Annotated in this window: 13 protein-coding genes; 9 read left to right on the forward strand and 4 right to left on the reverse strand. The window is 68.9% G+C overall.

Translation table 11 applies throughout. The annotated features are described in order from the left end of the window. A partial coding sequence (locus tag KBZ04_RS07500) for a cyclic nucleotide-binding domain-containing protein (RefSeq protein WP_254991325.1) occupies positions 1–320 on the forward strand: 320 nt, incomplete at its 5' end. Here the strand turns inward: KBZ04_RS07500 and KBZ04_RS07505 are convergent. Further along, positions 298–1,530, reverse strand: coding sequence for an FAD/NAD(P)-binding oxidoreductase (locus tag KBZ04_RS07505; RefSeq protein ID WP_254991326.1), 1,233 nt, complete (start codon positions 1,528–1,530; stop codon positions 298–300). The two genes, KBZ04_RS07500 and KBZ04_RS07505, sit on opposite strands and share 23 nt — an antisense overlap. 153 nt (positions 1,531–1,683) lie before the next feature. On the opposite strand from KBZ04_RS07505, the gene KBZ04_RS07510 reads away from it, so the two are divergent. Genes KBZ04_RS07510 through KBZ04_RS07520 form a run of 3 tightly spaced genes read left to right on the forward strand, consistent with a single transcriptional unit; the run spans position 1,684 to position 4,599 of the window. Then, positions 1,684–2,595 (forward strand): cation diffusion facilitator family transporter, encoded by a 912-nt coding sequence (locus KBZ04_RS07510; protein ID WP_254991328.1) that lies wholly within the window; start codon positions 1,684–1,686, stop codon positions 2,593–2,595. Between the two features lie 29 nt (positions 2,596–2,624). Continuing rightward, positions 2,625–3,416, forward strand: coding sequence for an inositol oxygenase family protein (locus KBZ04_RS07515; RefSeq protein WP_254991329.1), 792 nt, complete (start codon positions 2,625–2,627; stop codon positions 3,414–3,416). A 22-nt stretch (positions 3,417–3,438) separates the two neighbouring features. Beyond that, a complete protein-coding gene (locus tag KBZ04_RS07520; protein WP_254991331.1) occupies positions 3,439–4,599 on the forward strand; it encodes a UDP-galactopyranose mutase in 1,161 nt (386 codons plus the stop codon). Here KBZ04_RS07520 and KBZ04_RS07525 read toward each other — a convergent pair. Beyond that, positions 4,594–5,412, reverse strand: coding sequence for a glycosyltransferase family 25 protein (locus KBZ04_RS07525; RefSeq protein ID WP_254991332.1), 819 nt, complete (start codon positions 5,410–5,412; stop codon positions 4,594–4,596). The two genes, KBZ04_RS07520 and KBZ04_RS07525, sit on opposite strands and share 6 nt — an antisense overlap. An 85-nt stretch (positions 5,413–5,497) precedes the next feature. Between KBZ04_RS07525 and KBZ04_RS07530 the strand changes: the two genes are divergently transcribed. Both KBZ04_RS07530 and chrA read left to right on the forward strand, forming a co-directional pair. Next, entirely contained in the window at positions 5,498–6,319 is an 822-nt protein-coding gene (locus KBZ04_RS07530; protein WP_254991334.1) for a class II glutamine amidotransferase, read from the forward strand. Between the two features lie 104 nt (positions 6,320–6,423). Then, on the forward strand, positions 6,424–7,749 hold the full coding sequence (gene chrA / locus KBZ04_RS07535; protein ID WP_254991336.1) for a chromate efflux transporter: 1,326 nt from the start codon (positions 6,424–6,426) through the stop codon (positions 7,747–7,749). Between the two features lie 35 nt (positions 7,750–7,784). Here chrA and KBZ04_RS07540 read toward each other — a convergent pair whose 3' ends face one another. Further along, positions 7,785–8,072, reverse strand: a complete 288-nt coding sequence (locus KBZ04_RS07540) for a hypothetical protein (protein WP_254991337.1) — start codon at positions 8,070–8,072, stop codon at positions 7,785–7,787. 47 nt (positions 8,073–8,119) lie between these two features. Next, positions 8,120–9,562 carry an FAD-linked oxidase C-terminal domain-containing protein gene (locus KBZ04_RS07545; RefSeq protein ID WP_254991340.1) on the reverse strand — a complete coding sequence of 481 codons (1,443 nt, stop codon included), beginning with the start codon at positions 9,560–9,562 and terminating at the stop codon, positions 8,120–8,122. Positions 9,563–9,706: 144 nt separating this feature from the next. Here KBZ04_RS07545 and hemL point away from each other — a divergent pair, with 144 nt between their 5' ends. The 3 genes from hemL to KBZ04_RS07560 form a co-directional block, all read left to right on the forward strand. Next, on the forward strand, positions 9,707–11,035 hold the full coding sequence (hemL, locus tag KBZ04_RS07550) for a glutamate-1-semialdehyde 2,1-aminomutase (protein ID WP_254991338.1): 1,329 nt from the start codon (positions 9,707–9,709) through the stop codon (positions 11,033–11,035). Beyond that, positions 11,032–12,231: an ABC transporter substrate-binding protein gene (locus tag KBZ04_RS07555; RefSeq protein WP_254991339.1), complete on the forward strand. Its 1,200-nt coding sequence runs from the start codon at positions 11,032–11,034 to the stop codon at positions 12,229–12,231. Before hemL ends, KBZ04_RS07555 begins: the two co-directional genes overlap by 4 nt. A 7-nt stretch (positions 12,232–12,238) precedes the next feature. After that, the coding region (locus KBZ04_RS07560; RefSeq protein WP_409995944.1) for a branched-chain amino acid ABC transporter permease at positions 12,239–12,789 on the forward strand (551 nt) is incomplete at its 3' end.

Genomic DNA, 12,789 nt, shown 5'->3' on the forward strand with positions numbered 1-12,789 from the left:
GTACGGGTGATGAGGGGGCGTCCGTCTTCGGGATCGTCGATGGCGAGGTGGGGATCGACTGGGGCCAGGAGCACCAGGGCGAAACCCTCGGCCCTGGCAGCAGCTTCGGGGTGGGGGCGTTGGTGGACAACCAGCACCGACGCGTCGGCACCGCCACCGCCCTGCGGGACACCCAGCTGCTGGAGATGAACCGGGAGGAATTCCTGTTCGCCCTCCAGGAACTGCCGATGTTCGCCCTGGAGATGCTCCACGGCCTGGAACATCGCCTGGGCCACCTCAAGCAGCCCAGCAGCGATCTCAGCCAGCCACCCCAGGCATGAAGCGCCGTTCGTGGGAATAGCCCTTGAGCATGCGGTTCCAGTAGATCCAGGGCAGCACATCCTTCTTCACCACCCACATGCTCCAGCGCTCCTGGGTGGGGTCGAGGGGGAAGGAAGGCACGGGTTGGCCGTCGTAGTTGAACTCGGCCATGATCACGCGCCCGTAACCGGTGATCAGCGGACAGCAGGCGTAGCCGTCGTAGCGGGCGGCCAGGGGCTGGCCATCGAGGTGGGCCAGCAGGTTGGCCACCAGCACCGGCGCCTGGCCACGCACCGCAGCGGCGGTCTTGGAATTCGGCAGTGAGGAGACATCGCCGAGGGAGAAGACGTTGGGATGGCGCACGTGCTGGGTGGTGAATTTGTCCACGTCCACCCAGCCGCCCGGGCCCGCCACCGCCAGGGGGCTGGTGGCCACCACATCCGGGGCCGCCATCGGCGGGGTGACATGCAGCATCCCGAAGGGAAGCACCTCCTCCCGCACCGTGTCGCCGTCCTTGACGGCGAACACCGCCTCCCTGCTGGCGGCACGCACCTCCTTCAGGGTGTGCTGGTAGTGGGGCTCGATGCCGCGGCGGGCCACCACCCGGCGCAGGGGTTCGGCGAAGGTGGGAATGCCGAAGATCCCCGGGGTGGCCGTGGCAAAGATCACCTTGGTGGCCGCCGCCACCGCAGGCGAACGTTTGAAGACGTCGTCGGCCAGATACATGATCTTCTGGGGCGCCCCGGCGCATTTGATCGGTGTATCGGGGAAGGTGAAGATCGCGTTACCGCCTCTGAAGCCCTGGATCGTCGTCCAGGTGTAATCGACCAGATCCTTGGAATAGTTGCTGGTGACGCCGCCTGAGCCGAGGGCCTCCGGCAGCCCCTTGATCCGATCCCAGCAGAGCTTGATGCCAGTAGCTACCACCAGCACGTCGTAGTGGAGCGTTTCACCATCGCTGCAGGCCACGGTGCCGGCCACCGGATCGAAACCGGCGGCCGCGGCGCGGATCCAGCGCACCCCCTCGGGGATCAGATCGGCCTCGGCGCGGCGGGTCTGCTCCAGGGTGAAGACACCGCCGCCCACCAGGGTCCAGCCCGGCTGGTAGTAGTGGTCGGGGGAGGGCTCGAGGATGGCGATCTCCAGGCCTGGCCGCGCCCGCTTGAGCTGGCTGGCCACGGTGAGGCCCGCGGCGCCTCCGCCGACAATCAGGATCTGGTGATGGGCCATGGAATGGAGATCGAACGCAGGAGCCGGGCAACGGCGATGAAAAACATGGCACGCCCGCTCCCCTGTCGGGCCCCCGGGCAACACAGCGAAGGTATCGAGAATCGGCGTGGAACGCTGTGGCTGAACACACGCCAGCGCTGCTAAGACGCCTGCATGGCGTCCCATTCCCATTCCCCGCACGATCACCAACGGGAACGGGGCGCACCCAGGGCTTTCTTCTGGGGGGTGGTGCTCAACAGCGCCCTGTCGGGGCTGCAGCTGGCGATCGGCATCGGCTTCGGCTCCCTGGCCCTGATCGGTGATGCCATCCACAACCTCGGTGACGTGGCCGGCCTCCTGTTCGGCTGGGGGGCCGAACGGCTCAGCGCCCGGCCGGCCACGGCCCGCTTCACCTACGGCTTCGGCCGCAGCACCCAGCTGGCCTCGCTGATGAACGCGGCCCTGATCCTGATGGCCGCCGGGGTGGTGATCGTGGAGGGGGTGCAGCGGCTGCTGGATCCGGTGCCGGTGGTGAGCGGTCCGGTGGCCTGGGCGGCGGCGGCCGGCATCGTGGTCAACCTGCTGTCGGCCCGGCTGTTCGGCAGCGGCCACCACCACGATCTGAACCGGCGGGCGGCGGTGGTGCACCTGCTCACCGATGCCGCCGTCTCGGCCGCCGTGCTGGTCAGCGCCCTGCTGGTGGGGCTGTTGGGCTGGCCGTGGCTGGATGCCGCCACCGCCATCGGCGTGGGGCTGGCCGTGGCCTGGAGCGGCTGGGAGCTGCTGGGTGAGGCGCTCAGTGCCTCCCTGGACGCCGTGCCACGGGGCATCGACCTGGCCGCGGTGGAGGCGGCCCTGCGAAGTCTGCCCGGCGTGGAGAACCTGCACCATCTGCATGTCTGGGGCATGAGCACCTCCCGCACCGCCCTGACGGCCCACCTGAGCCGCGCCACCGCTGGCGGAGATGATGGGGAATTGCTGCAGCTGGCCCAGCAGAGGCTGGCCGACCTCGGCATCACCCACAGCACGATCCAGATCGAACCGCCCGGGGGCTGTGCGGAAGGCGCGGCCCACGACGCTCGATAGGCTGCCCCAAACCCGCTGCTGCGGCCGCCTTGCTGTTCTCCCCTTCGCTGCTGCCGAGCCACCTGGTGCCCCGGCTGAAAGGGCGGGCGCGCCGGGGGCTGGAGAGGGGGCTGGCCGCGGCCGGCCTCGGCCTGGTCAAGCTCGATCCCCCCGACTCGGCCGCCCACCGGGCCGCCGAGCGCCAGCGGACCCTGCAGCGGCAGATCCTGGATCGCCATGACCAGCAGTCGATCGTCGATGTGGAGGCCCTCAACGACCGGTATCGGAGGCCGGTCTTCGGCAGCCTGCGCCCGATGGAGCTGTTCCGGATGCTGGGGGAGTGCCTGGATCCGACCGACAATCGGCTGGGCTGCGCCAGCCAGCTGACCCACAGCCTGCAGATGATCGAAGCGATGGTCGGCGATGGCGTGCTGGACGACGATCTGCTGCTGCTGGCCCTCCTCCATGACCTCGGCAAGCTGCTGCTGCTCACCAGTGAGGACCCGGCCAACGTGGTGGGCACCAATGCCATCCTCACGCCGAGGGCCAGGACCGGCCTCGACAAGCACATCTGCCAGTGGAACCACTGCGAGTTTGGCTACCTGCGGTTCCGCTCCTTTCTGCCGCCCCATCTCAGCTGGACGATCCGCCACCACGGCCTCAAGAACACCAACCCCGTCGACTACATGGATGCCAGCGATGAACAGCACTTCACCGGCATCATGAAGCGCTTCCGCCACTACGACACGGCCTCCAAATCCATCGAGATCCGACCCGAAACCCGCCTGGACGACTACCGAGATTTCATCGAATCAAGACTCCCCCATCGCATCACTTTCTGAGTTTTTTCCAAGGCTTTCCGTCATGCGTTTTCTTGTGGTTGGATCCGGCTTCGCCGGCGCCGTGCTGGCCAGGGAACTTGCCGATCACACCGATCACCAGATCGATGTGGTTGAAGCCAGGGATCACATCGGCGGCAACTGCCACACCCACAAGGAGCAGGAAACGGGCGTCACCGTGCATACCTACGGAGCCCATATCTTTCACACCAGCGATCTGAACGTCTGGAACTACGTGCAGCGCTTCACCGAGATGATGCCGTTCATCAACCGCCCCAAGGCCAGCATCGACAAGGGAATCTTCAGCCTTCCCGTCAATCTGCATACCATCAACCAGTTTTTCGGCAAGAAGTTCTCACCATCGGAAGCCCGGCAGTTCGTCGACAGCATCCGGCGCCAAGACATCGAGGAGCCCCGGAACTTCGAAGAGCAGGCGCTGCACTACATGGGCGATGAGCTCTACCGGGCGTTTTTCCATGGCTACACGAAGAAACACTGGGGCTGCGATCCACGGCAGATCCCGGCCTCCGTGCTGAAGCGGTTGCCGTTGCGCTTCAACTACAACGACAACTATTACTCCTCCCTTTACCAGGGCATCCCCAAAGACGGTTACACCGCCGTCTTCGAGCGGCTCCTCGACCACCCGCGCATCTCCCTGAGCCTCAACCACCGCTGGCGACCCTCCGATGGCCTCTCCTATGACCATATGTTCTACTCAGGCCCCCTCGATGGCTTCTTCGGCCACCGGCGGGGCCGGCTTGGCTATCGCACCGTGTTCTGGGAGCGGCAGATCGAAACAGGGGATGCCCTGGGCCATCCTGGAATCAACTTTCCCTCACTGGATGTGGGCTTCACCCGCCGCAGGGAGCACAAGCACTACGAATACTGGAAGCAGCACGACAAAACCATCGTGTTCACGGAATACAGCAAGGAAACGGGCACCGAGGATGAGCCCTACTACCCCAAGCGCCTGGCGGACGACAAGGCCCTGATGCACGGCTACCTGGGCGATTGCCTGCAGACCGACAAAACCAGCTTCATGGGCCGACTGGGGCTGTACAAATACATGGACATGCACCAGGTGATCGCCGAGTCCCTCTCCCTGGCACGGGAATTCATCGCCGCGATCGCCTCAGGAGAGCCCCGGCCCATTTTCCCCGAGGCCTTTCGCCAAAGCCTCTCATAGCTTGTCTCCCACCACACCCGGGCCATCTTCCTCCAGTTGGAACACCAGCCCCCGGTTGCGCCGGGTGATGGCCGGATCGGTGCCGCGGCAGGCCGGGTCGGGACACAGCCGCAGGCTGTTCCAGGCGTACCACTTCAGGGGGAAGGAACTGACGCGGGGGGAATTCCGCATGCCGTCGCAGATCATGAAGTCATACCCGTAGACCACCCGCTGGCCGGTGAGCCAGCCATACAACTGACGGCATCCGGCCTGGGTGAGGGTGTAGGCGTGGGTGCAGAACAGCGGGCCGGGCACGATGTCTTGCAGCAGCGGCGTCGGCCGGGAGGCCAAGCGGCGGGTGGCGGACATCAGGCGAGGATGGCGATCGAGGAAGCGGAAGGGACTGGGCCAGGGCAGTTCCTCGTAGAGGATCTGGGAACCGAGAAACAGCAGGTCCCAGTCCGCGGGGGTGGCGTCATGGAAGGCCCTGGCATGGGTCGTCCAGATGGGCGGGAAAAAGACATCGTCCTCGAAGATGTGCAGCAGGGGGAGGTCCCGCTCGATGGCATGGGCCAGCAGGCCCAGGTGGGAGAGCAGGGACCCCTGGGAACCGCGGCGGGCCGGAAATCGATCGACATCCATCGGCCGGCCCAGGCCGTGGCGGTCGAACAGGGCCTCGAGATTCTCTGATCGGGCATCGACGGCGGGCCAGATCGAGACCCGGGTGAAGCCAGCCTCCCCCAGGCGCGCGAGCAGCCCGTCGCGGCGATCGGTACGGCGCTCGAGATTGATGCAGAAGGCGGGGGCCTCCAGAAACGCCTGCCAACGCCCCATGGCTGTCCTGCCGTGCCGACGCGAACGTTAGGGAACCGGCCCGGGCCCGGGCGAAGACAATGGGGGCCTCGGTGGACCTCGGGTGATGTGTGAACTGCTGGCCCTCAGCGCCAACACCCCCACCGACATGCGCTTCTCCTTCCATGGCCTCACCCGCCGGGGCGGCGCCACCGGAGTCCACGCCGATGGTTGGGGGGTGGCCAGTTTCGACCCGGACGGCCGCGGCGTGCATCTGTACCGGGAGGACGCCCCGGCGGCCTTCTCGCCCATCGCCGCCCGGGTGGCCCGCCTGGATCTGCGCTCCCGTTGCTCGATCGCCCACATCCGCAAGGCCACCCAGGGGGTGGTTGCCCTGGAGAACTGCCACCCCTTCCATCGCCGCTGGCGCGGGCGGGAGTGGGTGTTCGCCCATAACGGCAACCTGCTGGGGCCCCTGCCGGGTACGCACCTGTTTCGGCCGGAGGGATCCACCGACAGCGAAATCGCCTTCTGCTGGATCCTCGAGCAGTTGAACGCCGCCGATGCCGATCCGGAGGATCTGGAGGCCACCTTCGCCACCCTGGTCGAAGCTTCGCGGCGGCTGGAGCGTCAGGGCACGTTCAACTGCCTGATCAGCAACGGCAGCTGGCTGTTTGCTTACGCCAGCAGCCGGCTGCACCGGATCACACGCCGGTCTCCCTTCGGCCGGGCCACCCTGGCGGATGACGACCTCAGCGTCGACTTCTCCGAGCTGGCAGGCGTCGACGACGTCGTGACGATCGTCAGCACCGAACCACTCACGACCGACGAGGAATGGCTGCCATTGCAGGCGGGAGAAGCCGTTCTGCTGGTGGACGGAGAGGTGGTGCGGCTCCAGGCCCCTGGAGCGACCAGGACAGCCAGCCGCAACCCGGACAGAACGATTTGATGAGAACCAACAACTGGGAGAAGAAACCGATCAACTGGCCGACGTCCGGTGGGCTCCCGACGACATCCCACTGACTACGTTGTGAGCCTTCGTGGTGCCTGTCGGTGCTGAAGGATCCCTACAGCCTCACCACCGCCGCCCGCTTCTGGCTGCGGCTTGGGCTGGTCAGCTTCGGCGGGCCGGCCGGCCAGATCGCGCTGCTGCACGCCGAGCTGGTGGAGCGCCGGCGCTGGCTGTCGGAGCGGCGCTTCCTGCACGCGCTCAACTACTGCATGCTGCTGCCGGGGCCGGAGGCCACCCAGCTGGCCACCTACCTGGGCTGGCTGATGCACGGCCTGGGCGGCGCCCTGATCGCCGGTGGCCTGTTCCTGCTGCCCTCGGTGGTGGTGCTCCTGAGCCTCTCGGCGGTCTACGCCCTCTGGGGCCAGCTGCCGGTGCTGGAGGCGGTGTTCTGGGCGCTCAAGCCGGCGGTGCTGGGGATCGTGCTCCAGGCGGCCTGGCGGCTGGGCCGGCGCACGCTGCACAACCCCGGCCTGGTGCTGATCGCGGCGGCGGCCTGTCTGGCCCTGGCCGTGGGCCGGGTGCCCTACCCCGCCCTGATCATCGCCACGGCCCTGGTGGGCTGGATCGGCGGCCGGCTGCGGCCGGCCCTGTTCCAGGCCCCAGCGCGGGCTGTCGCCAGCGCCACGCCTGATGCAACTGGCGATGCCACAGCCGGCGCCGCCCTGCACGGCGACGCCACAGCCACCCCCACCCACGCCCGCTTCCACTGGCGCCGCCTCGCCCTCACCCTGCTCGGGGGCGGGGTGGCCCTCGGCCTGCCCCTGACCCTGCTGACGCTGGCGGGGGGCTGGAACGGCCAGCTGGCCACCATGGCCCGCTTCTTCACCAAGGTGGCCCTGGTCAGCTTCGGGGGGGCCTACGCCGTGCTGCCCTACGTGGCCCAGGGGGCGGTGGACACCTACGGCTGGCTGGACGCCACCCAGATGGTGGACGGCCTGGCCCTGGGCGAGACCACGCCGGGGCCGCTGATCATGGTGGTGGCCTTCGTGGGCTTCATGGGCGGCTGGAACGGCAGCGGCACCCTGGCGGCCGGCGTGGTGGCCGCCCTGGTGGTCGTGTGGTTCACGTTCCTGCCCTCCTTCCTGTTCATCCTGGCCGGTGGCCCCCTGGTGGAGGCGAGCCGGGAGGACCTGCGGGTCGGCGCCCCCCTCACCGCCATCACCGCCGCCGTGGTGGGGGTGATCGTGAGCCTGGCGCTCTACCTGGCCGGACCGGCCCTGGCCCCCACCGGCGCCATCGATGGCGGCGCCGTGCTGGTGCTGCTGGCGGCCGTGGCGCTGCTGGGCCGGGGCCTAGGGGCCCTGCCCGTGATCGGCGCCGCAACGGTCGTGGGCCTGGGGCGCTGGTGGCTCACGGCGGCGGGCTGAGGTGGCGGGCTGAGGCGGTGGGCTGAGCTGCCCGTTCAGGGGATCATTCCGCAGATGAACAGCTTGTTCATCACCGGGCCGGCGACCTGGTCGATGAAGGTCTGACGCAGCTGGGGATCGTCGTTGAGCATGTCGAGCACCCGCTGCTCCTGCGACCCACGCCGCTCACTGCGGGCGGCCCAGAGCTGGTCACAGGTGGATTTCTGATAGCGCTCGATCACCTTCTTGGCGACCAGGTTGACGACCGGAGACTGGGCCTGGGCGGGGGTTGCCAAACCCAGCAAGGCCGCCACACCCAGGCTGGCCATCCGACGGATCTTCATGGAGCGCAGGCGGTGGAGGGCCCTTCAACGTAGGTCCGACGCCCCGCTCAGAAGACCTCCAGGGGCTCCAGCCGCAGGGTGAGCGACGCGTCCTGGCGCCGCGCCGATTCGCCGCAGCTGCGCGGGGTGGGAAAGATCTTGCCGGGGTTGGCCAGACCCGCCGGGTCGAAGGCCTCGCGCACCAGCCGCATCGTGGCCAGGTCGTCGGGAGCGAACATCCAGTCGAGGTAGCAGCGCTTGTCGCTGCCCACCCCGTGCTCGCCGGTGATGCTGCCGCCGGCCTCGATGCAGAGACGCAGGATGTCGGCCCCCAGCTCCTGCACCCGGTCGGTCACGCCGGGCTCGTCGGCCCGGTAGAGGATCAGGGGGTGGAGATTGCCGTCGCCGGCATGGAACACGTTCGCCACCGGCAGGTCGTAGCGGCGGCTGAGCTCCTCGATCGCCGCCAGCACGGCGGGCAGGGCGCTGCGGGGCACGACGCCGTCCTGCACGTAATAGGTGGGGGTAATGCGGCCGACGGCGGCGAAGGCCGACTTGCGGCCCTTCCACAGCAGGGCCCGGTCGGCCTCGCTGGAGGCGCGCCGGATCGTGCGGGCACCGGCCTGGCGGCAGAGCTCACCGGCGATCTCCACCGCGGCCGTCACCTCCCGCTCCTGCCCGTCCAGTTCGATCAGCAGCACCGCGGCCGCGTCGCGGGGGTACTCGTCGCGGCCGAACAGGTCGTCGACGGCATTGATGGTGAAGTTGTCCATGATCTCCATCCCCGCCGGCAGCACGCCGGCCGCCGTCACCAGGCGCACCGCCTCACCGGCGGCCTCCATGGCGGTGAAATCGGCCAGCAGCACCGCCACGCTCTGGGGCGCCCGCAGCAGCCGCAGGGTGATGGCGGTGGCGATGCCCAGGGTGCCTTCGCTGCCGATGAAGACGCCGCGCAGATCCAGCTCGGGGGTCTCGGCCAGGCCGCTGCCCAGGGTGGTGACCGTGCCGTCGGGCAGCACCACCTCCATTTCCAGCACGTGGTTGCTGGTGACGCCGTACTTCAGGCAGTGCACCCCGCCGGAGTTCTCGGCCACGTTGCCGCCGATGCTGCACACCACCTGGCTGGAGGGGTCCGGGGCGTAATAAAAGCCGTCGCCGGCCACCGCGCGGGTGACCCAGCCGTTGATCACCCCCGGCTGGACGGTGATGCGGCGGTTGGCCAGATCCACCTCCAGGATCGAGCGCATGCGGCTGGTGGCGATCACCAGCGCTTCGGTCTCGGCGAGGGCGCCGCCGGAGAGGCCGGTGCCGCTGCCGCGGGCCACGAAGGGCACCCCCCGGGTGTGGCAGAGCCGCAGCAGGGCCGCCACCTGCTCGGTGGTTTCCGGCAGCACCACCAGGCGGGGCTGGGCCCGGTGCAGGGTGAGACCGTCGCAGTCGTAGGCCAGCAGCTCCTGGGGCGCCGCCACCACCGCCCGTGACGGCAGCAGGGCACGGCAGTGGCGCTCCATCGCGACCCAGTCGATCGTCACGCAGGGGCTCCGGTGGGCCGGGGGAAGGGAGGCATTGCTTCCGAACTTACTGAGGCCAGGCACCCCGGCACCCTTCTGGGTCAGGATGGGAAACGAAAGCGTCCACCTTCCGCGGATCCCGCCTTGAGTTCGGCCACCCCTTCAGCGCCCGCCTCGGCCCCTGCTCTCCTCACCACCCGATCCGAGGAGATCTTCGCCGCCGCCCAGAAACTCATGCCCGGCGGCGTCAGCTCGCCGGTACGGGCCTTCAAGTCGGTGGGCGGCCAGCCGATCGTCTTCGACCGGGTCAAGGGCGCCTACGCCTGGGATGTGGACGGCAACCGCTACATCGATTACGTCGGCAGCTGGGGTCCCGCCATCTGCGGCCACAGCCACCCGGAAGTGATCGCCGCCCTGCACGAGGCCCTGGAGAAAGGCACCAGCTTCGGCGCCCCCTGCGTGCTGGAGAACGAGCTGGCCGAGCTGGTGATCGCCGCCGTGCCGTCGGTGGAGATGGTGCGCTTCGTGAACTCCGGCACCGAGGCCTGCATGGCGGTGCTGCGGCTGATGCGCGCCTTCACCGGCCGGGAGAAGGTGATCAAGTTCGAGGGCTGCTACCACGGCCACGCCGACATGTTCCTGGTCAAGGCGGGTTCCGGGGTGGCCACCCTGGGCCTGCCCGATTCCCCCGGGGTGCCGCGGGCGGTCACGGCCGGCACCCTCACCGCCCCCTACAACTGCCTGGAATCGGTCAAGGAGCTGTTCGCCAACAACCCGGGTGAGATCGCCGGGGTGATCCTGGAGCCGGTGGTGGGCAATGCGGGCTTCATCACCCCCGAACCCGGCTTCCTCGAGGGCCTGCGGGAACTCACCAAGGAGAACGGCGCCCTGCTGGTGTTCGACGAAGTCATGACCGGCTTCCGCATCAGCTACGGCGGCGCCCAGGCCCGCTTCGGGGTCACCCCCGACCTCACCACCATGGGCAAGGTGATCGGCGGCGGCCTGCCGGTGGGGGCCTACGGCGGCCGGGCCGACATCATGGCGATGGTGGCGCCCGCCGGGCCGATGTATCAGGCCGGCACCCTGAGCGGCAATCCCCTGGCCATGACCGCCGGCATCAAGACCCTGCAGCTGCTGAAACAACCCGGCAGCTACGAGCGCCTGGAGGCGATCACCCGCCGGCTCAGTGACGGCATCCAGGCCGCCGCGGCCGAGGCGGGCGTGCCCTGCTGCGGCGGCAACATCAGCGCCATGTTCGGCTTCTTCCTCTGCGAGGGGCCGGTGCACAACTTCGAGCAGGCCAAGGCCGCCGACACGGCCCGCTTCGGCCGGCTGCACCGTGGCATGCTCGAGCGTGGCATCTACCTGGCACCGAGCGCCTTCGAGGCCGGCTTCACCTCCCTGGCCCACAGCGACGCCGACATCGACGCCACCATCGCCGCCTTCCGCGACGTCTTCCACTCGCTGGCGTGAGCCCCGGTCGTCTCCAGCGGGTCGGCACGGGGCTGCTGACCCTCACCCTGCTGCTGGCCGGTTGCGGCACCGATGACGCCAACCAGCCCGTGGATGTGGCCGGCGGCGTGCCGGTGGGGGCGGTGCTGGCCCTGACGGGCAACGCCAACGTCTACGGCCAGGACCAGAAGATCGGCCTGGAGCTGGCCCTCCAGCACCGCAACGGCGCCGGCGGCATCAACGGCCGGCCCCTGAAGCTGGCCCTGGAGGACAGCGGCAGCGACGAACCCGGGGCCAACGCGGCCTTCACCCTGCAGATCAACCGGGGCGTGCTGGCCCTGGTCGGCCCCACCCTGTCCCAGCAGGCCTTCTCCGCCGACCCCATCGCCCAGCGCCGCGGCGTGCCGGTGGTGGCCCCCTCCAACACCGCCACCGGCATCCCGGAGATCGGCTTCTTCATCAGCCGGGTCTCGGCCCAGAGCTCGGTGATCGCGCCGCTGGCCATCGAGCGGGCCCTGAAGATCCAGCCGGGGCTGAAGCGGGCGGCGGTGTTCTACGCCCAGGACGACGCCTACAGCACCGCCGAGACCGCCATCTTCCAGAAGGCCCTCAAGGAGAAGGGCCTCGATCCGGTGACCGTGCAGCGCACCCAGCTCAACGACCAGGACTTCCAGAACCAGATCAGCGCCGCCCTGCGGGAGAAACCCGACCTGATCGTGCTGTCGCTGCAGGCGGTGGACGGCGGCAACCTGATCCGCCAGCTGCGGGAGCTGGGCTACCGGGGCCTGATCGTGGCCGGCAACGGCATGAACACCCCCAACATCTATCCGATCTGCCAGACGTACTGCGACGGGCTGCTGATCGCCCAGGCCTACAGCCCCGAACTGGACACCCCCGCCAACGCGGCCTTCCTCAAGGCCTTCAAGGCCGCCAATGGCGGTGCTATTCCGCCCCAGCTCACCGCCCAGGCCTACGCCGCCCTGCAGGTGATCGGCGAGGCCCTGGTGCGCCTCGACAAACGCCAGCCCCTGGCCGGCGCCCCCCTGGCGGCGACCCGCAAGCAGCTGATGCAGGAGATCCTGGCCGGCACCTATGCCACCCCCCTGGGGGAGATCCGCTTCACCCCCGAGGGTGAGGTGATCCAGAGCCAGTTCTTCGTGGCCCAGGTGCGCATGGATCCGGGCGGGCGCAACGGACGCTTCGCCCTGCTCAAGTAAGTCCCGGGTGGACCTGCTCCAGATCCTGGTCAACGGTCTGTCGGTGGGGGCGGTCTACGGGCTGTTCGCCCTCGGCTACACCCTGGTGTTCTCGGTGCTGGGAGTGATCAACTTCGCCCATGGGGCGGTGTTCACCCTGGGGGCCTACTTCACCTACCTGCTGATCGGCGGCGGGGTGGGGGCCAACGGACTGCTGGCCGGTTTCCAGCTGCCCTTCGCCCTGCCCTTCTGGGGCGCCCTGCCCCTGGCGGGGCTGGGGGCGGCCCTGGTGGCCCTGCTGGTGGAGCGGGTGGCCTTCCGCCCCCTGCGCCGCCGCCGGGCCGACCCGCTGCTGGCCCTGATCACCAGCCTCGGGGCCGGCGTGATTCTGGTGAACCTGATCCAGCTGCTGGTGGGGGCCGAAAGCTACGCCATCCCCACCGGTGCCCTGGGCGGCCTGCCGGCCTCCTTCTCCCTGCTGGGCGCCAGGGTGCGCACGGTGCAGGCCCTGCTGCTGGGGGTCGCCGTGGTGCTCCTGGCCCTGCTCACCCTCTGGCTGGAGGGCAGCCGCAACGGCAA

The organism is Cyanobium sp. N5-Cardenillas (assembly GCF_024345515.1).
GTDB lineage: Bacteria > Cyanobacteriota > Cyanobacteriia > PCC-6307 > Cyanobiaceae > Cyanobium.

What these genes read in the sequence shown, in the direction of transcription:
- KBZ04_RS07505 (WP_254991326.1), bottom strand. Translation starts at nt 1,530, where the DNA reads ATGGCCCATCACCAGATCCTGATTGTCGGCGGAGGCGCCGCGGGCCTC.
- KBZ04_RS07510 (WP_254991328.1), top strand. Translation starts at nt 1,684, where the DNA reads ATGGCGTCCCATTCCCATTCCCCGCACGATCACCAACGGGAACGGGGC.
- KBZ04_RS07520 (WP_254991331.1), top strand. Translation starts at nt 3,439, where the DNA reads ATGCGTTTTCTTGTGGTTGGATCCGGCTTCGCCGGCGCCGTGCTGGCC.
- KBZ04_RS07525 (WP_254991332.1), bottom strand. Translation starts at nt 5,412, where the DNA reads ATGGGGCGTTGGCAGGCGTTTCTGGAGGCCCCCGCCTTCTGCATCAAT.
- KBZ04_RS07530 (WP_254991334.1), top strand. Translation starts at nt 5,498, where the DNA reads ATGTGTGAACTGCTGGCCCTCAGCGCCAACACCCCCACCGACATGCGC.
- KBZ04_RS07540 (WP_254991337.1), bottom strand. Translation starts at nt 8,072, where the DNA reads ATGAAGATCCGTCGGATGGCCAGCCTGGGTGTGGCGGCCTTGCTGGGT.
- KBZ04_RS07545 (WP_254991340.1), bottom strand. Translation starts at nt 9,562, where the DNA reads ATGGAGCGCCACTGCCGTGCCCTGCTGCCGTCACGGGCGGTGGTGGCG.